At 61.7% G+C, this 22,686-nt stretch carries 20 protein-coding genes; 10 read left to right on the forward strand and 10 right to left on the reverse strand.

Features of this window, described 5'->3' with window-relative positions; genetic code table 11:
• Positions 1 to 5: 5 nt before the first annotated feature.
• Both VFO29_03715 and argB read right to left on the reverse strand, forming a co-directional pair.
• On the reverse strand, positions 6 to 398 hold the full coding sequence (locus tag VFO29_03715; protein ID HET9392623.1) for a hypothetical protein: 393 nt from the start codon (positions 396 to 398) through the stop codon (positions 6 to 8).
• A gap of 115 nt (positions 399 to 513) precedes the next feature.
• Entirely contained in the window at positions 514 to 1,269 is a 756-nt protein-coding gene (gene argB / locus VFO29_03720) for an acetylglutamate kinase (GenBank protein ID HET9392624.1), read from the reverse strand.
• Positions 1,270 to 1,381: 112 nt separating this feature from the next.
• Here argB and argF point away from each other — a divergent pair, with 112 nt between their 5' ends.
• The 8 genes from argF to VFO29_03760 all read left to right on the forward strand — a co-directional run bounded on the left by argF (position 1,382) and on the right by VFO29_03760 (position 9,750).
• A complete protein-coding gene (argF, locus tag VFO29_03725; GenBank protein ID HET9392625.1) occupies positions 1,382 to 2,353 on the forward strand; it encodes an ornithine carbamoyltransferase in 972 nt (323 codons plus the stop codon).
• 136 nt (positions 2,354 to 2,489) lie between these two features.
• Positions 2,490 to 2,957 carry an arginine repressor gene (argR, locus tag VFO29_03730; GenBank protein HET9392626.1) on the forward strand — a complete coding sequence of 156 codons (468 nt, stop codon included), beginning with the start codon at positions 2,490 to 2,492 and terminating at the stop codon, positions 2,955 to 2,957.
• The gene (locus VFO29_03735) at positions 2,954 to 4,180 is read left to right on the forward strand and encodes an argininosuccinate synthase (GenBank protein HET9392627.1); all 1,227 of its coding nucleotides are present in this window, start codon (positions 2,954 to 2,956) and stop codon (positions 4,178 to 4,180) included. The genes argR and VFO29_03735 overlap by 4 nt, the downstream gene beginning before the upstream one ends.
• Positions 4,177 to 5,574 carry an argininosuccinate lyase gene (gene argH / locus VFO29_03740; GenBank protein HET9392628.1) on the forward strand — a complete coding sequence of 466 codons (1,398 nt, stop codon included), beginning with the start codon at positions 4,177 to 4,179 and terminating at the stop codon, positions 5,572 to 5,574. The genes VFO29_03735 and argH overlap by 4 nt, the downstream gene beginning before the upstream one ends.
• Complete coding sequence (gene argC, locus VFO29_03745) at positions 5,571 to 6,542, forward strand: N-acetyl-gamma-glutamyl-phosphate reductase (protein HET9392629.1); 972 nt, start codon at positions 5,571 to 5,573, stop codon at positions 6,540 to 6,542. Before argH ends, argC begins: the two co-directional genes overlap by 4 nt.
• Positions 6,517 to 7,743, forward strand: coding sequence for a bifunctional glutamate N-acetyltransferase/amino-acid acetyltransferase ArgJ (gene argJ / locus VFO29_03750; protein HET9392630.1), 1,227 nt, complete (start codon positions 6,517 to 6,519; stop codon positions 7,741 to 7,743). The genes argC and argJ overlap by 26 nt, the downstream gene beginning before the upstream one ends.
• Before the next feature lie 44 nt (positions 7,744 to 7,787).
• On the forward strand, positions 7,788 to 8,987 hold the full coding sequence (locus VFO29_03755) for an aspartate aminotransferase family protein (GenBank protein ID HET9392631.1): 1,200 nt from the start codon (positions 7,788 to 7,790) through the stop codon (positions 8,985 to 8,987).
• Positions 8,971 to 9,750 carry an isocitrate lyase/phosphoenolpyruvate mutase family protein gene (locus VFO29_03760; GenBank protein HET9392632.1) on the forward strand — a complete coding sequence of 260 codons (780 nt, stop codon included), beginning with the start codon at positions 8,971 to 8,973 and terminating at the stop codon, positions 9,748 to 9,750. Before VFO29_03755 ends, VFO29_03760 begins: the two co-directional genes overlap by 17 nt.
• On the opposite strand, the gene VFO29_03765 is transcribed toward VFO29_03760, so the two are convergent.
• From VFO29_03765 to VFO29_03780, 4 genes are read right to left on the reverse strand one after another with little or no spacing between them, the layout of a single operon-like run.
• On the reverse strand, positions 9,747 to 10,550 hold the full coding sequence (locus VFO29_03765) for a CPBP family intramembrane glutamic endopeptidase (GenBank protein HET9392633.1): 804 nt from the start codon (positions 10,548 to 10,550) through the stop codon (positions 9,747 to 9,749). The genes VFO29_03760 and VFO29_03765 overlap by 4 nt on opposite strands.
• Complete coding sequence (locus tag VFO29_03770) at positions 10,543 to 12,144, reverse strand: peptide ABC transporter substrate-binding protein (protein HET9392634.1); 1,602 nt, start codon at positions 12,142 to 12,144, stop codon at positions 10,543 to 10,545. Before VFO29_03770 ends, VFO29_03765 begins: the two co-directional genes overlap by 8 nt.
• A 56-nt stretch (positions 12,145 to 12,200) precedes the next feature.
• On the reverse strand, positions 12,201 to 13,217 hold the full coding sequence (gene tsaD / locus VFO29_03775) for a tRNA (adenosine(37)-N6)-threonylcarbamoyltransferase complex transferase subunit TsaD (GenBank protein ID HET9392635.1): 1,017 nt from the start codon (positions 13,215 to 13,217) through the stop codon (positions 12,201 to 12,203).
• Positions 13,214 to 14,944, reverse strand: coding sequence for an amidohydrolase (locus VFO29_03780; protein ID HET9392636.1), 1,731 nt, complete (start codon positions 14,942 to 14,944; stop codon positions 13,214 to 13,216). Before VFO29_03780 ends, tsaD begins: the two co-directional genes overlap by 4 nt.
• Before the next feature lie 51 nt (positions 14,945 to 14,995).
• On the opposite strand from VFO29_03780, the gene VFO29_03785 reads away from it, so the two are divergent.
• On the forward strand, positions 14,996 to 17,737 hold the full coding sequence (locus tag VFO29_03785; protein HET9392637.1) for a hypothetical protein: 2,742 nt from the start codon (positions 14,996 to 14,998) through the stop codon (positions 17,735 to 17,737).
• A 21-nt stretch (positions 17,738 to 17,758) separates the two neighbouring features.
• Positions 17,759 to 18,073, forward strand: a complete 315-nt coding sequence (locus tag VFO29_03790; protein ID HET9392638.1) for a hypothetical protein — start codon at positions 17,759 to 17,761, stop codon at positions 18,071 to 18,073.
• Between the two features lie 195 nt (positions 18,074 to 18,268).
• Here the strand turns inward: VFO29_03790 and VFO29_03795 are convergent, their stop codons facing one another.
• Genes VFO29_03795 through thrS form a run of 4 tightly spaced genes read right to left on the reverse strand, consistent with a single transcriptional unit; the run spans position 18,269 to position 22,650 of the window.
• The gene (locus tag VFO29_03795) at positions 18,269 to 18,793 is read right to left on the reverse strand and encodes a DUF5063 domain-containing protein (protein ID HET9392639.1); all 525 of its coding nucleotides are present in this window, start codon (positions 18,791 to 18,793) and stop codon (positions 18,269 to 18,271) included.
• Positions 18,790 to 20,046 carry an MFS transporter gene (locus VFO29_03800; protein HET9392640.1) on the reverse strand — a complete coding sequence of 419 codons (1,257 nt, stop codon included), beginning with the start codon at positions 20,044 to 20,046 and terminating at the stop codon, positions 18,790 to 18,792. The genes VFO29_03795 and VFO29_03800 overlap by 4 nt, the downstream gene beginning before the upstream one ends.
• Positions 20,043 to 20,924, reverse strand: coding sequence for a hypothetical protein (locus VFO29_03805; protein ID HET9392641.1), 882 nt, complete (start codon positions 20,922 to 20,924; stop codon positions 20,043 to 20,045). The genes VFO29_03800 and VFO29_03805 overlap by 4 nt, the downstream gene beginning before the upstream one ends.
• A gap of 1 nt (position 20,925) precedes the next feature.
• Positions 20,926 to 22,650, reverse strand: a complete 1,725-nt coding sequence (gene thrS / locus VFO29_03810; GenBank protein ID HET9392642.1) for a threonine--tRNA ligase — start codon at positions 22,648 to 22,650, stop codon at positions 20,926 to 20,928.
• Positions 22,651 to 22,686 lie beyond the last annotated feature (36 nt).

A 22,686-nucleotide genomic window follows, 5' to 3' on the forward strand; every position in this document is an offset into this window, starting at 1 on the left:
TTCGGTTACTTACAGTGCGCTAAACGGTTGAGTTTTTCCGCAAGTGCGAGCGCGTCGAGGTCCTCGTTCCGGTTGTAGACCCACGAGCGACTGCCGCCCTTTTGAAAATTGTAGATGAAGAAGTTGTTTTTCGAGGTTTCGTCCGGGCGCATTTTCAAGCCGCGGGCTTTCATCGTCATCGTGTGATTTGCTCCGACGCTGGTACAGCCCATATCGCGAATTCTGACGGAGATGTCGTTGCGAGTGCCGCCGGCCTCGGCTTGCTCGATGGTCACGTTCGAACCGTTTAGTACGAATTCGATGACATCGGAACCATGATGCAAGACGCCGAGCGTCTGTTTGGCTGACGCGGTTATTGGGAGAAGTGCTAGCGCTAGGCCGAGAGCTGCGTATTTCACTCTAGGTTGTTTCTGCTGCATTACGCGTGGGCCCCTTGCCTCGACTGCGCTCGGCCGTGCCCTTCGACAATGCTCAGGATGACATCCCGACAGGCTCACCATGACACACTAGCGGCTAAGCAATGATCGTGGCGTTGCCCGCCAGAGCGCCCGCAATCGCGCCGGGTTGTGCCGAGCAGATGTAGGCGCGGACTGCGCCGCCGGTGATCGCCCCGATGGCGGCGAGCATCTTGGGTTTCATTCCGGAAGCGCATGCGTCGGATCGCGCAAAGGCCTGCGCCTCGGAAACCGTCAGCTCGTGAATTGCCGAAGACGCATCGGACTGATCGCGCAAGACGCGCGGGACGTTTGTCAGCGTAATGTAGGCATCGGCGCGAACGGCGCCGGCAATCGCTCCCGCTGCAGTGTCGGCATTGACGTTATACGCGTGCGCTGAGTCTTCACTCACCGCAAGCGGCGCCACGACCGGAAGAAATCCGGCTTCGAGAAGCGCCAGCAGCGGTGCGGGATCGACGCTCGTAATCTCGCCGACGAATCCGAGCTCTTTGCCCGCCGGCCGGGCGCGAATCATCCCGCCGTCTTGTCCGCTAATCCCGACGGCCGTGATGCCTTGCTGAAGACAGGCGCGCACAAGGCGCTTGTTGGTGGTCGCGCAGAGCACGGCTTCAACGATTTCCAGCGCCTCGGCCTCGGTGACTCGGAGGCCGTCGACGCGGCGGGACCCTACCCCCCGTCGCGTCAGCGCTTCATCTATCTCCGGCCCACCGCCGTGCACGAGGATGACGGCGTGCCCGGCGGCTCGGAGTTCGGCTAGCTCGGCGAGGAGAGCTTTGTCCCCGCCGGCGCCCATGGCGTTCCCGCCGTATTTCACTAAAATCGTCAGTTCAGCAGCCCTCGACTACGCTCGGGCATGGTTCGACAGGCTCACCATGACACTCGAGGAGCTTGCAAATCTATGCACTATATGCATAAATATACAACATATGTACCTCTTGGCGCCAGCCCCCACCCTGTATGGCCGGCACTTTCTGGCGGTCGACGACATCTCAGGCGACGAGTTGGCCGCGTTGCTCCGTTTGGCCGCTTACTTGAAGGGGCGCCGGACGGCCGAGCAGTCCTCGCTGCTCCCGGGCAAGACGCTCGCCATGCTCTTCGAAAAGCCGAGCCTGCGCACGCGCGTCTCGTTCGAAGTGGCGATGACGCAGCTCGGCGGCCACGTGATTTTTGCCAGCGGTCAGGAGTTTTTGATTGGAACGCGCGAGTCGCCGGAAGACGCTGCACGCGCGCTGTCGCGGTACGCCGATGCGATCGTGGTTCGGACGCACGCGCACGAGCCGCTTCAGCGTTTTGCCGAGGCAGCGACGGTGCCTGTGATCAATGGCTTGTCCGCCGCGGCCCATCCGTGCCAGGCGCTCGCGGATCTGCTAACGATGCAAGAGCGATTCGGGACGCTGCAAGGTTTGACGATCGCGTTCTTGGGCGACGCCCGCAATAATGTCGCAGCCTCACTCGCACAAGCTGCGGTGCTGGCCGGCGCGACGATTCATTTCGGCTCGCCGCCGTCGCACCGGCCATCGGAATCGTTTCTCGCGCAACTCAAACGCTTGGGTAAAGCCAGCGGCGGCGACGCCCGCGCATTCTGCAGCGCGGTTCGCGCCGCGCGCGGTGCGGACGTCATCTACACCGATGTCTGGACCTCCATGGGTGAAGAAGCGGCAACGGAACGCAACCGCGCTGTGCTTGCGCCGTTCCGTGTAACGGAAGAGCTGTTCACGCATGCAGCCGGCCACGCGATCTTCATGCACTGCCTCCCCGCGCATCGCGGCGAGGAAGTAACCGCCGGTGTAATTGATGGGCCGCGCAGCGTTGTCTTCGACCAAGCGGAAAACCGCATGCACGCCCAAAAAGCGTTGCTCGTCGCCTTGCTTACAACTCTAAAAGGATTTCCGGTATGAGTGCTTCCCTCACGCGGGCCTCGGCAAGCTCGGCCGTGGTTCGACTGGGGCGCCTCACGGCGCCCGCTCACCATGACACATTGGGAGCCCCTGCTCAACGTGACACATTGGGAGCCCCTGCTCAACGTGAGACATTATGAAAGAACGTAGACAGAGGGCTATCCTAACCTTGGTCGCGACGCGGCCCATTCATTCGCAAGAAGAGTTGGCGGCGATGCTCGATTCACAAGGTTTCGAAACGACGCAAGCCACAATTTCGCGCGACATCAAAGACCTCGGGCTGGCGAAGGTTCCCATCAAGAACGGCAACGGCAACAGCCATCAATTTAAGTACGTCCTGCCGAGTCCGCAGCTCTCATTTGCAAGCCGTCTGCATCGCGCGGTCACGGAGCTGGTAACGAGCATTACCAGCAGCGTGAATCTCATCGTGCTGCGCACGCCGCCCGGCAGCGCCATGCTGGTCGCCACCGCGATCGACGAGGCGCAGTGGCCGGAGATCATCGGTTCGATTGCCGGTGACGACACGATCATGGTGATCGTGCGCGATCCCAAGGAGACGCCAATCATCGTCCAACGCTTCATCGATCTGCGGGAGTCCACGTGAACGACAAAACGATTGTCTTAGCATACTCGGGCGGCTTGGATACGTCCGTGCTGCTGAAACGCTTTCTGCTCGAAGGCTACGACGTTATCGCCCTAACAGCCGACTTGGGTGAAAGCGACGCGATCGCCGGCCGCGGCGCCGATGCCGCGTTGCATGCGGTGACGGCCAAAGCCCTTGCCTTAGGCGCGCGCGAGGCGGTGCTTGTCGATGCGAAGGACCGTTTCATCAACGATTTCGCGCAAAAAGCGCTGCACGCGAACGCACTGTATCAAGGCATTTATCCGCTCTCGGCGGCGCTGTCTCGGCCGCTGATCGCGCATCTGCTCGTCGAGGCCGCGCACGCGCACGGGGCCGACGTCGTCGCACACGGCTGCACGGGCAAAGGCAACGATCAGGTGCGTATCGAGTTGGGCGTGCGCGCGCTCGATCCGCAGATTCTGTGCCGCGCGCCGCTACGCGAGCAGCCGTTGTCGCGGCCCGATGCGATAGCATTTGCGAAAGAACACGGCGTTCCGATCTCGCACACGCAAGAAAAGCCGTATTCGATCGATGCGAACTTGTGGGGCAGATCGATCGAGGCCGGCGTGCTCGAAGATCCGTGGAACGCGCCGCCGGAAGATGCGTACGCATGGACGGCCTCGCCGGCGGCACGTCCGTCGCAGCCCGATGAGATCGTCATCGCTTTCCAAGACGGCGTTCCGCAATGGGATCGCTTGGACGGCTGGGAGCTCGTGGCGCAGCTCAATGCGCTGGCCGGCAAACACGGCATCGGCCGGATCGACCTGGTGGAAGACCGCGTCATCGGTCTGAAGTCGCGCGAAGTCTACGAATGCCCAGCTTCGACAGTCTTAATAGCGGCGCACAAAGCGCTCGAGCGCGTCGTACTGACGCGCGACGAGTTGCGCTTCAAAGCCATCTGCGACCAACGTTACGCCGAACTCGTATACGATGGTTTGTGGATGTCGCCGTTGCGCGACGCGCTCGACGCTTTTAATGCTTCGTTTGCCGCCCGAATGACCGGGAGAGTGCGGCTGAGCCTGCTGCAAGGCGTTGCGACCGTGACCGGCATTCAATCGCCGTGCGCGATCTATTCTGAAGCGCTTGCGACCTACGGCAAAGCCGACGCCTTCGATCATCAGGCAGCGGAGGGTTTTGTCAAACTGCACGGGCTGCCGTTGGAGTTGGTCGCGCGCGCCACGGCGCAACACGCAGAAATGGTATGACCGAAAGTCTCCAGTGGGGAGGCCGGTTTCAGACGGCGCCGGAGCCGGCGCTAATCGCCTTCGGTTCCTCGCTGGAAGAAGACTTGATACTCGCGCCGTTCGACGTGCAATGTTCGCGCGCGCACGTGCTGGCGCTGCGCGGCGGCAAGATCGTGACGCAGGCGCAAGCCGATGAACTCACCGCAGCGCTCGACCAGATTGCAGCGGAGATCGAAACCGGTGAATTCGCTGCGTACGCGCGCAGTAGTGAAGCCGAAGACATTCACGGGGCGATCGATGCGCGCGTGCGCGAACTCACGCCTGCGGGAACGTACCTGCACGCCGGCCGCAGCCGCAACGATCAAGTCGCCACGACGCTGTTACTCTATGCGGCCGACCGGGCGGAAAAGGGGCGGCGCATTGCGGCGCACATCGTCGAACAGTTGGTGCAAAGCGCCGAAGCGGAACTCAAAGCCGAGACGCTCTTTGCCGGCACGACGCACTGGCAGCCCGCGCAGCCGGTATTACTGGCGTTTTATTTAGGAGCCGCGGCAGAGGCATTCAGCCGCGACATGCACCGTTTCGCAAGCGTCGCCGCTGCCGCCAAAGAGCTCTGCCCGCTCGGCTCGGCGGCACTCGCCGGCACGACGCTGCCGATCGATCGCAAGGTGTCGTGCGCAGCATTAGGATTTCGTCAGCCGGCGCGCAACGCGCTGGACGCGATCGGCAATCGGGAGGCCGCGCTGGACGCGGCGCATGCATTTGTACGTGCCTTGGCAAACGCTTCGCGAATGAGCGAAGAACTGGTCGTGTGGTGTTCGCCCGCCTTCGGCTATGCGCGTCTGGACGACGCGGCGTCGACGGGATCGAGCCTGATGCCGCAAAAGCGGAATCCGGATCCGTTTGAACTCGTTCGCGCAACAGCCGCCGACCTGGCGGGCCGCTACGCCGGTGCGGTCGCCTCAATCGCCGGCATCGCGCTTTCATACCATCGCGACTTGCAAGTGACAAAGGCGATCGTCGTGGGAATTGTGGAGCGCGGCCTCGCAGCGCTGGATGCATTCGAACGCGCGCTCGCGCACGTCACCTTTGACCGCGCGCGCATGAACGCGCTGGCCGATGCGAATTTTACCATTGCAACCGACGTTGCCGATGCCCTAATCGCAAATGGTGTGAGCGCTCGCGACGCGCACGCACTGGTTGGATCGGCCGTGTCGCGCGCGGAGGAAGAAGGCCGCGCGCTCGACGCGACCGATCTGGAGCGCATGGCGGCCGACACCGGCTTGTCTTCATTAGAAGCGCCGCTGGACGCCAAAGCTTCGGTGCTCGCAAAGAAGAGCTTCGGCTCCACGCATCCGGAAGAAGTTGAACGCGCGCTGGGTACGTTGCGCCGCGAGATCGAGGCCGTGGCATGACGCGCGTTCACGTCTGGGGCGCTTCCGGCTATGCGGCCTCGGAGACGATCGCGCTCTTGATGGCGCATCCATTTGTCGAACTCGGCGCGCTCGAAAGCAGCAGCGGCGCCGGTGAAAGCGTCGGCTCTCAATTCCCGCGCTTGCGCAAGCTCGAGCGCGAATTCGATCCGCCGGGCGCGGTCCTCGAATCGCTGCAAACGGGCGATGTAGTTATCATGGGCGGCCCGCACGGCGCCGCCAAACAGGTGGCGCCTGATTTTCTTGCCGCCGGTGCGCGCGTTATCGATCTCTCGGATGATTTCCGGCTTGCGCCGACTCCGGCGGTGTACGGATTTCCCGAGCGTTACCGCGCGCAAATCGCCGACGCGCAATTGGTGGCGAATCCCGGCTGTTATCCGACCGCGACACTACTAGCAATACTGCCCGTCCTTGGACACGCCGGCGTCGCGCAGATTATCGTCGATGCGAAGAGCGGCATTACCGGCGCGGGCCGCAAGCCCGCGGTGAGCTCACTGTATGCTGAGGTCGCAAACGAAATTCGCGCTTACGGCTTGACGGGCCATCGGCACGAGCCGGAGATGCTGCAAGAGTTTCGCGCCGCCGGAACGGATGCGCCGTTAGTCTTTACGCCGCACGTCGTGCCGATCGTACGCGGTCTGCTCGCCGATGTGTATTGCGTGATGAGTAAACCCGTGGACCGCGCGGCGATAGATGCCGCTTTCGCAAAGACCTACGACGGCAACCGTTTCGTGCGAGTGCTGGGTGAAGACGAAGAACCCAGCGTCGCCGCGGTCGCGGGAACCAACGATGCCGAGGTCGCGGTTTCCGTTCGAGGCAACGTTGTCCGTTCGATCTGCGCCATCGACAATCTGGGAAGAGGCGCCGCAGGCCAAGCGGTGATGAACCTGAACATCATGCTCGGTTATCCGGAGGAGTCAGCCCTTGACGCTCGCGCAATCGCCTATTGAAAAGCTGCCGCGGCTCGTTGCGCTGCGCGGCGGGATCGGCAACGTTCCCGGCGTGCGGCTGGCGGGCGTGCATGCCGGCATCAAAAAACGCAAGCGCGATCTTGCGCTGATTGCATTTGACGCGCCGCAAGCTTGCGCGTCGGTGATTACGACCAACGAAGTGAAAGCTGCGCCGCTGCTCGTGACGCGTGACTCGCTGAAGACGCACGGGTCTGCGATGCGAGCGCTGGTCTGTAACTCCGGCTGCGCCAATGCCTGCACCGGCGCAAAAGGCGAACACGATGCAGTCGCTACTGCACGACAGGCTGCAGCGTTGCTGGGCGTTCCGAAGCAGAGTGTTGTCGTCTCCTCGACCGGCGTGATTGGAATACCACTACCGATCGACCGTATTTCGAAATCGTTGGAGCGAGCCGTTCACGACTTGGAAAGCGGCGGCGAAGCCGCCAACGATGCGGCTGAAGCGATTATGACGACCGACCGCGTGCCAAAACTGGCCGCGTACGCTTTTTACCAGGGAGAACGGCGTTACGTCGTGGGCGGCATCGCCAAAGGCTCCGGGATGATCTCTCCTAACATGGCGACGATGCTCGCCTTTATTGCGACCGACGCCCCGATGGCGCAGAAAGAGCTGCAAGCGCACCTGACAGCCAGTGTCGATGGCAGTTTCAATATGATCTCGGTCGATGGCGACATGTCCACGAATGACGCCGTGTATGCGTTCGCGCCGGCCTCCGAGGATGCCGCTCCGGAGCATTTCGGCGCGGCCTTGCGCAAGGTGTGCGACGAACTCGCGTTGGCGATTGTTGCCGACGGCGAGGGCGCCACGAAAGCGCTGACGGTTCACGTCTCCGGCGCGAAAAACGAAGAGCAAGCGCGCACGGTCGCGCGCGCGATCATCAACAGTAATCTGGTGAAGACGGCAATGTTCGGCGAAGATCCGAACTGGGGCCGCATCGTGTCGGCTGCGGGCGCCGCGCGCAGCGGGATCGACCCCGAGAAATGGGCGCTGTATCTGAACGATCTCTTATGGGTCGATCGCGGCGCCGTGGAAGTGCTTTCTGAAGCCGAAGCGCACCGCGAACTCGAGCACGCAAGCGTTACGGTGCGCCTCGATCTCGGCATCGGCTCCGCGGCCGCGACCGGCTGGGGCTGCGATCTCTCACGCGACTATGTGCGGATTAATGCTAGCTATAGGACGTAGCATGCGGGCCTCGACAGGCTCGGCCGTGGTTCGACAGGCTCACCATGACACAAAATAACCACCTGCTGCAAAATTACCGAAGCGCGCCGGTGACGATCGTGCGGGGCGAAGGGTGTTATCTGTACGATGACGCGGGGACACGTTACCTCGACATGATCGGCGGCATAGCGGTCTGCGCGCTCGGACACGCGCATCCCGGAATCGCCGATGCGATCGCAAAACAGGCGAGGACGCTCGTGCAGGCCAGCAATCTCTTCGGGCACGAGCCGTCGCGTACGCTTGCGAACGAACTTGCGGCGCGCTCGGGCTTCGACCGGATATTTTTCTGCAACTCGGGCGCCGAGGCGAACGAAGCCGCAATAAAACTCGCGCGTAAGTTCGCGTATAGAAACGGCGAGAAGAAGCGCCGGACGATTCTCTCCTGCACCGGCAGCTTCCACGGCCGCACGCTCGGCGCACTCGCCGCAACGGCAAATGAAAAATACCAAGAAGGCTTCGATCCGCTGCCGGGCGGGTTTCGCTACACGCCGTTTAACGACGTCGAAGCGCTGAAGACCGCCATTGACGATTCGGTGGCGGCATTTATCGTCGAGCCGGTTCAAGGTGAAAGCGGCGTGATTCCGGCCGCTCCCGAGTTCTTAAAAGCAGCCCGCGAGCTGTGCACGCAACACGGTGCGTTGCTCATCTTTGACGAGATTCAGTGCGGCATGGGCCGCGTCGGGCCGCTATTCGCCTTCCAGCATTTCGGCGTAACGCCCGACGTCGTCACGATCGCCAAAGCGCTCGCCAACGGATTGCCGATTGGCGCGATGCTGCTCACCGAGCGTGTTGCGACCGGCCTTCAGCCCGGCGATCACGGTACGACATTCGGTGGATCGCCGGTCCCGTGTGCGGCAGGCCTTGCACACTTGCGTATTCGCGACGAAATCGGACTCGAGAAACACGTCAAGAAGGCATCGGCCCACCTATTTGCGGCACTACGTGAAGTTGCGCGCGAGTTTCCCGAGATCTTCGGCGAACCGCGCGGCCTAGGCTTACTCGCGGGGTTGCCGGTAAAAGACCCGCACGACGCCGCGACGCTGGTGACGCACGCGCGCGAAAATGCGCACGTGCTTTTGAACAAAGCCGGCAACAACACGCTGCGTTTCGGCCCGCCGCTCATCGTCACCGAAGCGCAGCTCGACGAAGCCCTCGTCGCTTTGCGCGCGGCCGCGCGCTCGCTGGCTGTTGTCGTCGCAAGCTGAGAAAGCGGAGCAGCTCCGCGCCCTTCATCACGCCGAACAGCCGCTGGTTCTCGTAAACGTGTGGGATGTCGCAGGTGCGAAGATCCTCGAAGAGCTCGGTTTTCCGGCGGTGGCTACGGCGAGCGCCGCAATCGCGGCTTCGCTCGGCTACGACGATAATGAGGAGATAGGGCGCGGCCTGATGCTCGAAACCGTCGCGCGAATTGCAGAGGCGGTCGACGTCCCCGTTACGGCGGATCTCGAGGCGGGTTACGGCCCGACAGTTGAAGATGCTGTCGCAACCGCGCGTGGCGCAATCGAGGCGGGTGCCGTCGGATTGAACTTTGAGGATTCGGCGCATAAGGACACCGCGAATCTGTATGACGCCGACCTGCAAGCCGAACGTATTCGGGCGATTCGCGACGCAGGAAAACAAGCCGGCGTGCCGCTCGTCATCAATGCGCGCACCGACGTCTATTTCCGGACCGAACTGCCGGACGAGGAGAAATACCGCGAAAGTCTTCGGCGCGCAAAAATCTACGCGAAAGCCGGCGCCGACTGCATCTACATTCTCGGCGTGACGGATGAAGAAGCTATTGCGAACCTCGTGCGCAACATACCGGCGCCGTTAAACATTCTCGCGCTGCCCGATGCGCCGCCGATCGCGCGGCTGGCGGAGCTCGGCGTCAAACGCATCAGCTATGGCCCGCGCCCGATGCGCCATGCCATGACCGCATTTCGCGAGGCGGCCCAGAACGTGCGCGACCAGGGGACGTTTCCTTAAGTCAGCGCCGCGTCGATGGCCAGCGGCTTCATGGTTCGCATGCGAATAATGAAATAGGCCGCACCAATCCAAAGAAGCAGCAGCGTGATCCACGAGATAAGGGTCGTGTTTATCGAAAGCGGGCCGATCACGGCCATGCCGGACTGCACGATTTCGTGCGTTTGATCGATTGCCGAGTGCATGAGGCAGGCAAGCAGGATGCTCCCGTTCGTGTGCACGTAGAGCCACGCCATTGCAACTGAGATCGCAGTAACGCCAACGAGAAACAGCGGAAATGATTGCCCGTAGTTGCCGTTGCCTGGAAAGAGATAGAACGTCGGGAAGTGCCACAACGCCCACATCACGCCCAGCAGCACGCTGCCGCCCGCGTAACCCATTCTTGGGCCCAAACGCGGAAGGGCATAACCGCGCCAGCCGATCTCCTCGCCGGCCTGCACGGGCAGCGAGACGATCGTCACCGCTACAAGTGCGTACCACGCAATGTGGCTGAATTGCGGCCAGTGGCCGGTTGCGAGCCGCTGCACAAGCGCTGCGACAAGCCTAATCGCCAGCATGTAGCCGGCCGCGAAAACATACCATCGCGCGCCGACGCGCCATTGAAAGACGCGGTCGAAAAGCGCTTGCAAGCCTGTGGTGCCGCCGGCCTTTGCGGTAAGCAAAATCGCAACGAACGACGGCATGAATACGCCTAACAAAAAGATGCTGCCGCCAAACTGCGGTACGGCCAGGGCCACGGCGAAGCAGAGCCAGCTCGCGGCAAAGGTGTAGAAGAAGAATTTGAAGAGCGAGTCGCTAGTCACCTGAGAGACGCCACGAGCCGACGTTCCAGAAAACGCTGTCGGTAGAGCCGGTCTCGCCCTGAAGCCGCGAGGTGAACGCATCGATTTCCCGGCGCTGATAGATCAGAATTATCGGCAGCTCCTGGTACAGTAACCGCTGGAGCTGCGCGTAGATCGCTTTTCGTTTCGTGAGGTCGAATGTGCTCCGGCCCGCCAGGAGCAGCGCGTCGATGCGCGGATCGCAGATACGTGATTTGTTGTAGCCTTTCGGAGGCACGTTCGCGCAGGCGAATTGGTCGGTCGTATCCGGGTCGTCCCCGTTGACGAACGGATAGAGCGCGAGCTGAAATTTGCCGCCGTAAACGGGCCCGCCCTGGCTGACCGGAGCCACGAACTGCGTGATATTGTATTGTTTGAGCTCGACGCGCGCTCCAACCGCGCGCTCGTATTGCGTCACCGAGTTTCCGATAAGCGCATCGCCGGGCGTCGCCGCTTGAATGACCATGGTGACTTCGAGCGGCACGCCGTTCTTGGATCGTACGCCGTTCGCGCCAACGCGCCATCCGGCCCTGTCCAGCAATGCGCGCGCATGCGCCGGATCGTATGGGATGTCGGGGTATGCGCGCTTGTCATAAGCCCATATGAACAGCCCGCGACCCGCGTTGTCGCTGTTGAGCGCGCCGCGCGACGCCTTGGCTACCAAACTCGGCACGTCAATCGCCTGGGCCAGCGCGTGCCGTACGTTCGGGTCATTCGTCTGCGGCGATCGCGTATTGAAGATGATCGCGCCGACGGCGCTGACCGGCGTGCTCAGCACGTGATAACCGCTCAACCCCATGAGCAGCGGGTACTGAGCGTAATCTTGCGCGTTGAAATAACCTTGCACCTCATGCGTCTGCAAGAGGTTGACCGCCGTCTGCGCGTCGGGCACGAATCGCACGGTCAGATGCTCGATGCGCGGCTTGCCGCGGAAATAGTACGGATTCGCGTGCATCTCGACGCGATCGCCGTGCAGCCATTGGTCAACGACGTACGGACCCGAACCGACCGGCTTGGTGTTGAAATCGATGCGGTTAAAGTCGGGATACTTCGCCAGCACATGCTGCGGCAGAATTGGAAAGCCTTGCGGAGCCATGACGAGCGTCAGGAGCGGTGAAAACGGCTCTTTTAGATGAAGGACGAGTGTCGTGTCGTTCGGCGCGGTTGCCGAGGCGATCTTGTCGTAGCCATACCGCGACTGCACGAGGTTTGCCGGATTGTTGATCGCGTTGATCGACCAGACGCAGTCGCGCGCCGTCAACGGTTGTCCGTCGGCGAAGCGTACGTTCTTGCGCAGGTGATACGTCACGGTCAGGCCGTCCGCGCTGATACCGCCGTTTGCGAGGCTTGGAACTTCCGTCGCAACGTCGGGCACGAGCTGTGCGTGGTCGTCGTATTTCACCAGGAATGAGAAGAGCAGTTCTCCCCACTCGGTTTGCGACTGGCCGTTTTCAAGTGAAGGATTCAGCGATCGCGGTTCGCGCTGCTGCGCGATGACGAGCGTCGATCGTCCGATGACACTGCGCTGCTGCCCGGACTGAGCACACGCCACAAGCAGAAGACAAACAGTTGTCATGGTGAGCCCGGTTGTCATCCTGAGGTATCGAAGGACCCCGAGCCGCAGCGAGGGGCTCATGCAGTCACTCCCAATTCAAACGGCAAATTCGGATCTGCACTAAGGCTGAGCGGATCGACTCGCACGGCGTCGCCTTGATGGGCTGCCGCCGACGCGATCATCGCCGCATTATCGGTGCAATATTTGGGCGGCGGGATAAAGATCGGCACGTTCGCTTGTGTTCCCCACTCTTTTAGCGCACGCTGCAGCGCGGAATTCGCTGCGACGCCCCCCGAGAGTACGACACTCGTGTAGGGTCCGCGATCGAATGCGGTCTTAACCCTTTGCATAAGCATATCCACGATCGCCGCCTGAAACGACGCCGCTACGTCCGCCTTCGAAGCTTTACCGCCGGCGTCCGATTCGATAAAGTACCGGACGGCGGTCTTTATTCCGGAAAATGACATGTCGAGCGAATCCGGCTCGCCGCGGTGCCTCGGAAATTTTATCGCCGCCGGGTTGCCTTCGCGCGCCAGTCTGTCGATCTCCGGTCCACCTGGAAACGGAAGGCCCAACAAGCGCGCGGTTTTGTCGAAGGCTTCCCCGGCCGCGTCGTCTTTGGTTCGCCCGATAACGTGCATGTGCGTAGGCCCTTCGACAGCCACGAGTTGCGAGTGTCCACCCGAGACGAGCAGCGTGAGAAACGGATACTGCGGGCGGTCGTCGCGATCGAGAAATGCCGCGAAGATATGTCCGTGCAAGTGATTGACGCCGTACAACGGCTTGTGCAGTGAAAACGCCAGTGCTTTGGCCGACGCCACGCCGACGACCAGGCTGCCGATTAGGCCGGGTCCGCGCGTGACGGCGATGCCGTCGAGGTCCTCGAGCCGCACGTTCGCGCGCGCAGCCGCATCCTCGATGGCAGCCGTTAGTAACGCGACATGCTGGCGGCTGGCGATCTCCGGCACGATTCCGCCGTACTTGGCGTGAAACTCATCTTGGTTGGTTGCCACGCTCGAGCGCACGCGCAACCCATCCTCCACTATAGCCGCCGAGGTATCGTCGCACGAGGTTTCGACTCCGAGGATGATCACCCGCAGCAGCGCCCGCGCGAGCGCCGCCCGCGTAGCGGCGCGAACGCGGCGCCGCGAGACGCTTCATAAACGGGCTGCCCGGCAAAATACGTCGCGAGAATCTGGGTCTCCATGATTGCATCGGGTTCGATCGTCATCCAATCGCGATCCATCACTACGAAGTCGGCGTGCTTGCCCGGCGTGATCGAGCCGCTGCCGTGCTCCTGGAAATTGGCGAACGCCGCCCAGGTCGTCATGGATTTGAGCGCTTCGTCGCGGCTCATCCGCTGCGACGGATACCAGCCGCCGGGCGGTTGATTTGCCTCGTTTTGCCGCGTAATTGCGGCGTGAAATGTGCGCAGCGAATTGACCGCCTCGACCGGCGCGTCCGTTCCGTTCGGAATGATGACGCCGGTGTCGAGCAGCGAGCGCCACGCATACGCTCCTAGCACGCGTTGCGGACCGAGTCGCGCCTGCGCCCAGCCCATGTCGCTGATCTGGTGCGTGGTTTGCATCGACGGAAGAACGCCGAGCTGCTTAAAGCGCGGAATGTCTTGCGGACTCAGCACTTGAGCGTGCTCGATGCGCATGCGGTGGCCGCGGCTCGGCACGTTGCGCAATGCCGCTTCATATGCGTCCAGGACGACGCGGTTCCCGCGATCGCCAATCGCATGGACACACGTTTGGAACCCGGCGCGCAGCGCCAGCGTGGCGACGTCCTCGACGTGCATCTGCGTCGTTCGCAGCAGGCCCGTGTTGGAAGGATCGTCGTCGTAAGGTGCGAGCAGCGCCGCTCCGCGCGAACCTAGCGCGCCGTCCATAAAGAGTTTTATCGCGCGAATGGAGATGCGGCCGTCATACGCCCCTTGGATGATCCCATGATCGAGATGAGCCGCGATCAGTTCGGGATTGTCGGCGAGCATGACGTGGTTGCGCAGCGAAAACTTCCCGGCGTTCGCCACGCGGTCGTAGGCTTGCGCTTTTTGGTACGTAACGCCCGGATCGCCGATCGCGATGACGCCCCAGCGATTTGCCTCTTGAATCGCGAGAACGGTCTGGCGTTCGATCTGCGCGTCACTTGCGGGCGGGATCGCCTGGCCGATCAATCCCATCGCGTTGTCGATGAAGACGCCGGTCGGCGCGCCCGATGCATCACGCAAGATTCTTCCGCCGCTCGGATCCGCCGTTGACGCGCTGATGCCGGCCAACTGCATCGCCTTCGCATTGGCGAGCAGGGCATGTCCGTCCACGCGATTCAGGACAACCGGACGATCCGGCAGCGCGGCGCTCAGCGCATCGTGAGTCGGAAATGCTTTACCGGGCCAAAGGTTCTGGTCCCATCCGTCGCCGATCACCCACGGGTCGGGAGAGCTGCGCGCGAAGGCGACGGTGCGCCGTACGATCTCTTCAAATGAAGCAACGTGAAAGAGGTCGACTTCGTGCAGCGCCGCACCGACGCCGACGAGATGCATGTGCGCATCGATGAGACCCGGCAACACCGTGGCGCTTCCGAGGTCGAGCATTTTCGTGTGCGCTCCGGCCAACGCGCGCGCACCGGCGAGCGAGCCGACGTACATGAACCGGCCGTTCGCAACCGCGAACGCCTTGGCGTTTGCGAAGTGCGGATCGACGGTGTGAATCGAGTGAGCCGTCACAATGAGATCCGCTTTTTGCGACGCCGCGAATACGGGCACTGCGGACGATCCGGCTAAAGCTGCGGTAGAAGCAAGAAACGTGCGGCGACGCATGTTGCCCGAGTTCGCGCAGGGTAGGTCGAATCCTCACAGAAGGGCTTCCCGATGCGGCGAGCGCTGGTAACTCTCGCGCTGCTCTTGCTGTTGCCGGTGGTTCCGGTGCCGGCCCAAACGAATGCGCCGCTCTACGCGCCGGCCATTGCCGGCCCAAATTCAACGCTCGTCGGAACGACGGGACCGAACGGCTCCATAAGCATCGACTTCCGCGAAACGGGCAATCGTAAAGAGCACCGCACGATTTCAGCCGACGGTAGCGGACGCTTCGTTTTGAGAGCACCGGCGAACGCCGTTGGAATTGATTTCAGCGTTTCGGGCGCAATCGCGCATACCGTAATCTCTGCCGATCGCAAGCTCATAGTAGGCGGGCTCGTGCCGCGGCGCGCCGCGTCCGGTGCGCTCGCAATTGTTGCCGCGCAAGCGGCATACGACGTTCACCAGCCGGTGCTGCTGCAGGTGGAGCATTTCGATCCGCTCGCCGGGCGCGTCATCGTCGACGAGAATCCCATCCAACTCCTCGCCGGATCGGATCGCAGCGTCGTCGCGAAGCTCGGTGAATCGATTCCGCTCGGCCGTCACGGCGTGGGCATTTCGGGCAAAGGCGCGGCGATCGAGGTGCAAGCCGATATCGTGAAAACGTCGCTGAGCGTCACCGGGCCGAACGACTATCGAATTCCGCGCACGGTAACGCTCGGCGTGGACGGGCTCTTTGGCGATCGCGCGAGCGTGACGTTCGACGTGACCGGCGGCGCCGTGCTGGCAAACGACAAGGATGAGATCACCGTTCCGGTGACGCCGCCCGGCCAAGCAACGACGACGGTAACTGCGAACAAGCCCGGCGAGGTGAACCTGCGCTGGAAACTCAACGTCGACCTTGGCCTGAAATATAACTACAGCGATTATTACGAAACGCCGCGCCCGTATACCGCGACGCCAACGCCGGTACCGACGCCGCTCATCCCGTGCACGATTCGACTGACGGACGGATGGTTCGAAGCGGTGCAAGGTCCGTACCAAGACGATCCGGTCTTTACGCAAAAACCGGAACGCCTGCTGCGCGAAGATGGCAACACGATCAGTTATTACGGACAGCTCGACATGATCAAGAGCCGTCCATCGGCGCTGATGGGCGTGCTCGAATATTCGAAGGATGGAACCCTTGTAAAAGTTGACAGCCGCAACAACATCGTGATGAAGGGCGAGACGAACTGTTCCGAATATGCGGCCGTAAAAATTCGCTTCACGCTGCACGAGCAGGGCGAAGGTCCGCACGTGATCTACACCAGCCCGATCGCGGGATACGTATTCTTTAAAGGGCACGCGGAATCGAAATTCACGCCGTGGCAGGCGAGCGTGCCGACGTTCGATGGGGTGCCGGAGACGCCGTTCACGTTTAACGTCGGCGCCAATCACTATGCCATCGACGCGGAGCTCGTGGACGAGCACGATCACGGGCTCGGGCTGAAGATGTGGCTCAACGGCTATACGGAGGTCACGACCGGTCCGCTCCTGCGCTTATTGCCGCTGCTGTTATCGCATTCGAAGAGCGACGCGCAGACCCAGGAACGCCAAGACGGGCTCGTCGCTGAGGCAAAGCGCCTGCAGGGTGAACTTTTCGAGCATATTCCCGACATCTATCCGCTCAAGCCCCACGGTTTGCCCATGCCGCAAGTCGCCGAGCCAATAGACCTCACCGGCAAAAACATCTTCGACACGAGTTGGGACGACGCGATCTCCTTTGACATCACGATCCGCAACCGGCACCAGCAAAATTTGCAGGCCGCGTTAGACGACCGTTTTGCAACGACCACCGTCTTGCAGGGCGCGAGCCGGACCGTCGCGCTGCTGGTGAACAGCGACTTCGATGCGCTGGTCGGACCAGGTGCGTTGGGCTACACGATGAGCACGAAGCTCGTGGCGGTAAAGTGGACGCAGCCGTGGACGACGCCGGGCCACGAAGTCGCCCATACGCTGCCCACGTTCTTGTGGAGCTCGGTCCAAATGCAAGCGCAGTGCGACAAGAACTACCACAATACGAGCGACGGCGTCGCATACGGGCTGCAGACGATGAAATTGAGCAATCCGATTACGGGCCAGCAGCACTTCGGGTGGCCGTTCGACATCATGCAAGGCGCCGGCGACGAGGCCTGGATCTCACAGTGCACTTACGATAATCTGATCGGCGCTTTGCGCGGCCCCGTCGATCCGCTGATGCTGGTCGTGCGCTTCTACTTGGCGCGCCCGGTGCACGGCGGCGTGGTCGGTAGATTGCGGCCGGCGTACATCACACCGGCCACGCTCTCGCAGACGGTGCGTGCCGGTAAATTCACGATTACGGCTTACAACGCTGGGGGCGGCGTCGTGCAGAAGGGCACGTTCGATCCGCAATGGAGCGACGAAAATAACTTTGACCGCAACATTATTTCGGTGCAATATCGCTTCAAGTACGACCCGGCGATAGCGCGCATCGATCTGCGCGCGCCCAACAATACGCTGCTCGACTCAATGACGGTAAGCAAGATTGCGCCCACCGTGGCGGTCGACCGCGCGACGCGCGCCGGCCGAAAAATTCACGTCGCGTGGCGCGGCACGGGTGAGGCCCGCCGCGAGTTACTCTACTCGGTGTTTCTCTCGAGCGACAAGAAAGTGTTTTACGAGTGGTCGTTCGAGCGGCCGGAGACGCATATCGATCTCACGCTGCGGCGGCACTCGACGTTCCGGCCTCGATTCGTGAAGGTCGTGGTAACCGACGGCTCACGCAGCGCCGAAACCATAGCTGCTTTGAGGTAAGGTCGTAGAAATACTAGCATCATGAAATTGTTCGCCTTTCTCTTGCTTGCAGTGCTGTGTGGGCTTCCGATCGCCGGCTTTGCCGACGATGCCGACGTGCAAGCGGCGTTGAATCGCGCGATCGTTCAGCAGCAGTTGCAGGCGGATTTGCAGTCGAGGCTTGCAACCCAGCAGGCCGCGTTGCAGACCCAGCAGTTGCTCAGCACGTTGCAACTGCGTTCGTCGCTCGTTCAGAACGACGCGGCCATCCGGCAGATCCTCTTGCAGCAACAGCTGAATCTCTTGCAGCTGCAACTGCGCGCGGCTGCCGCGCGCAAGGCTCGAGTGCGGCCTTAGTTTCCGAAGCGGGGACCCCAACCCATGAAGATGGCGGGGCGGCTGCCCGGCGGCGGAAGTGTGGGTGCGGGAACTGGGACCCGGCTTGGGACGATGGCTCCGGCGGCGATTTTCATGGCGTTTCTCCCTGGAATCAAGTGAAGAACTAATTCCTTAAGAGCATAAGCCAAGCGCCTGACTTTGTCAACTAAGAAATTAGTTAGAATCCGGGTCAGGAGTCGCCTGGTCCTCGGCGTCGATGGCCGCCTCGGCGACGTATTTCCAGAGCGCCGCCTGAGCGCTGACGACCAGAAAGCCCCAGTCCTCGACGTAGCCGCTTCGAGCCTGGAAGACGGCGTCGTCGATGTAGCGGGCTTCGCTGAGCGCAAGCACGTCCTGCAGCTCGTCGTAGATATCCGCGAGGTCTTCGGACATCTCGCGGATGACCGGCGGCTCGGCTCCCGACAGTTCCAGGACTTGGTCCGGCATGCTGTACCGGATCGGGAATGCTTCTTTGAGTCTGTTCCGGTCGGCGTGCGCGGCTTCGGTCACCATGGCAGGGTCGCTGCCGTCGGTCGTGACCTCGGGAAGGTCGATTGCGGCCAACTGCAGTTCCAAGAGGTCGCCGTGCAGTTTCGCGCACGTTTCGACGAGGTCTGCTGAAGCGGTATCGATCGTCTCGATGCACTGGCGAGCGGCCGACACAAAGTCTTGCCAGCGCTGATCGTCTTGGTCGATCATTCGGCCACGAGCTCGGCGTCGCGATGTTCGGGGACTACGAAGTATCCTAATGCCGTCATAATAATGACCGCCGCAAATACGCCGACCATCACAAGCGACATAGCCTTCGAGTAATCAGGATGTCCGGACGGCAACGGAGAGTTCTGCGCCAAGGCCGATATTATTTGGCCCGCGCCCGCGGCGATAAGGTTGCCGAGCTGATAGGTCAATCCCGGGAACGTTCCCCGTGCGGTCGGTGGTGAGATCTCATTCAGGTGGGCGGGAATGATGCCCCACGCGCCTTGCACCATCACTTGCATCAGGAAACCGCCTAGGGCGATCAGCGCTATGGTCTGACTAAAGGCCCACAACGGAATTGCCAGAGCGCCCAGAACAGCGCAAACCATAATCGTGTTGCGGCGGCCGAACCGTTGGGATAGCCAGCCGAAAAAAATGCCGCCGGTGATCGCACCGATTGCGGCGACCGAAGTGAGCGTACCGGCGAGGCCTGGACCAAAGCCGTGTTGCGCGGTCAAGAACGTAGTATACGTGTCTTGCGTGCCATGCGACATGAAGTTGAAGGCGGCCATAAATGGAATCGCATACAGAAACAGCGGCCACGACCGGCGTAGCGCCGCGAATAAGGGATCGCGCACAGCGGCGACACCCGCGGCGCGGCTCGCCAGCCAAGCCGGTGATTCCGGCACGTGCGAGCGGATGAAGAGAATGAGCAAAGCCGGCAATGCGCCGATGACGAACATGCCGCGCCACCCAATGTGAACGTAGAGCACCGCAAGCACGATGCCCGCCAGCAAATAGCCTACCGCATATCCCTCTTGCAAAATGCCGGAGAAAAGGCCGCGGCTCTTGGCAGGCAGCGTTTCCATTGCAAGCGCCGCCCCGATTCCCCATTCGCCTCCCATTGCGACGCCGAAGAAGGCGCGGAGAATCAGGAAGACGGTCAGGTTCGGTGAAAATGCGGTTGCCAATTCGAGCGTGGAATATAACCCGATGTCGATCATGAGCGGAATCCGGCGGCCGATGCGATCGGCAATCCAGCCGAAGATCAGCGCGCCGAGCGGGCGCATCGCCAGCGTGAGGGTTACCGCTAAGAAAATCGTTGGAGGCTTTACGTGAAAATCGTGCGCGATGTGCGGCACGGTCACGACGACGATGAAGAAATCGAACGCGTCTAGCGTCCAGCCCAAGAAACTTGCGACGAACGTCTTTTTCTGGACGACGGTGAGATCGCGAAGGGCTTGGACTGCGCTCAAGGCGAGGAACTGGGGTTCGGGCTCGGGCTGCCGGCGCCGGGTGTGGAGCTCGCCGAGATATCCGTGCCATACAGCACGAGTACGTACGTACCACCCTTGCTAACCGTGATCTTCGGCGGGACGAATCCGAACGTCAGCGTCTCTTTTTCCAGCGAAGACTTATCGAGCGACAAGACCGGTGCGTAACTCTTGGTTTTTCCTTGCGTGCGCTGCAGGAAGAGCTGTAAGGCAAAGCCGCGGCCGCCGATCTGTTCTTTCGGCACGGTGAATTGCGCGATGGCGAGCCCGTTCAGCGGGAAGTCCGTCGTCGTCGTGATCGTCACCATCATCAGGGCGACAACGTTGAGCGCGTTTTTCGGCACATGCACCATCGCAGGTGCGGCTTTCGGAAGTGCCACCGCGTTCAGCATGATCGTATCGGCGGGTGCGGCGCTCGCAGCGGGTGACGCGCTTGCGGCTGGCGATGCACTGCTATTCGGAGTTGGGCTCGGCGTCGGGCTCGGCGACGGGCTCGCGGTCGGCGGCGGCCGTTTCTTGCCGTTCGTCGGAGCGGGCGTCGGCGTTGGCGGCGGAACGTTAAAGCGCAGCAGGCATGAAAAACCCGGCGACGTTTCCGGACACGCGAAGCCGTTGGCGGCATCGGCAAGCGGATAAACTCCCGGGCCGGTCGCGATCTGCGCGGCCGACGACGAGCTCTTCGCGCCGGGCGTCGCGGACGTCGAGGTTGTGTTTACCGAACCGCCTGGCGGCGGAATCGGATTCTGCGTGCCGGAGCTGAAGTTGCCCGAGCATGCGCTGAACGCGGCAACGATCGCTAGGATTAATATGCCCCTCGATACCTCGGGGTCCTTCGATACCTCAGGATGACAGCGAGACACGCTAACCCTTCGATTCCACTTTGGCGCGAAGTTCTGAAATAAATGCCTCCACCGGAACCGTTCGTTTTTCTTCCACGAGACGTTCGTTCACGTTTACGGTCCCGTCTGCAGCTTCTTGTTTGCCCGTTACCAGAATGTATGGCACTTTTTGCGTCTTCCAATGGCGAATCTTGTAGCCCAGCTTTTCGTTGGACTCGTCGACGTCCACGCGAAATCCTCGTTCGCGCAACTGCGTCGCCACCGCGCGCGCATATTCGAGCTGGTGTTCGGAGATCGGTGTGACGACCGCCTGCACCGGCGCCAGCCACGCCGGAAAGTTGCCGCCGTAGTGCTCGATCAGCAAGCCGAAGAAACGCTCCATCGATCCCGCCAGCGCGCGGTGGATCATCACCGGCGTATGATCTTGCCCGTCGGCGCCGCGATACTTTAAGTCGAAACGGTGCGGCAGCACGAAGTCCACTTGCACCGTGCCGAGTTGCCATTTCCGGCCGAGCGCGTCGCGCACGTTGATATCCAACTTCGGTCCGTAGAACGCGCCGCCGCCTTCATCGAGCTCGAAGGCGAGGTTACGGCTTTCGAGCGCCTTGCGAATGGCACTTTCGGCGATCGGATCCGTCTCCGCGCGCAGTTGCGGCTCGCGCGTCGACAAGAAATACTCGAACTGCTCGAACCCGAAGGCTTTCATGAGGCGTAGCGCTTCATCAAGGGTACGTTCGAATTCGTCTTGCAGCTGCTCCGGAAGACAGAAGAGGTGAGCGTCGTCCACCGTGAAGCCGCGCACGCGCGTGAGCCCGTGAAGCACGCCGCTGCGCTCAAAGCGATACGTCGTACCGAATTCCGAGAAACGCAGCGGCAGATCGCGGTAGCTGCGCTGCCGGCTCTTATAGATGAGGATGTGCCCGGGACAGTTCATCGGCTTAAGCCGGAACCGTTGTTCCTCGACTTCGATCGGTCCGAACATATTTTGCGCGAAGTTTTCGAGATGCCCTGAGATCTCGTAGAGCCTTTCGCTAACGATGTGCGGCGTTATGACCGGCTGATATCCCCGCTCGCGCAAACCCGTGCGAATAAAGTCCTCAACGATCCCGCGAACGATTGCGCCCTTAGGATGCCAGAAGATCAAGCCGCCGCCGGCTTCTTCCTCGATGGAGAAGAGATCGAGCTCTTGTCCCAGGCGCCGGTGGTCGCGCTTCTGTGCCTCTTCGAGCTGATGCAGGTAGGTGTCGAGTTCGCCTTGCGTTTTCCAAGCGGTCCCGTAGATGCGCTGCAGCATCGGGTTGTGCTCGTCGCCGCGCCAATACGCGCCGGCGACGCTCATGAGCTTGACTGCGCCGATCTCGCCCGTGCGATGGAGATGTCCGCCGCGGCACAAGTCGGTGAACTCACCGATGGTGTAGAGCGTGATCGGTTCGCCCTCGGGAATTTCGCGAGCGATCTCGCTCTTGTACGGATTCGTTTTGAAGCGTTCGAGCGCTTCGGCGCGACTCACCTCGCGGCCGGTCATCTCGTAATTTGCAGCGACGATCTCGCGCATCCGCGCTTCGAGGCGTTCTAAATCTTCGGGCGTGAACGGCTCGAGGCGGTCGAAATCGTAGTAAAAGCCGTTTTCGATCGCCGGTCCGATCGTCGGCTTGGCGTCGGGAAACAGATCCTGAACGGCATAGGCCAAGACGTGCGCGGCGGTATGGCGCAGTTCGGGAAGGCCGGCGTGCTGTTGGTCTGCCATGAGCTGGCATGGCCTTTTAGAGGAAGGGTTCGCTTG

Origin of the sequence: Candidatus Rubrimentiphilum sp. (assembly GCA_035710515.1) — a bacterium.
Lineage (GTDB): Bacteria > Vulcanimicrobiota > Vulcanimicrobiia > Vulcanimicrobiales > Vulcanimicrobiaceae > Rubrimentiphilum.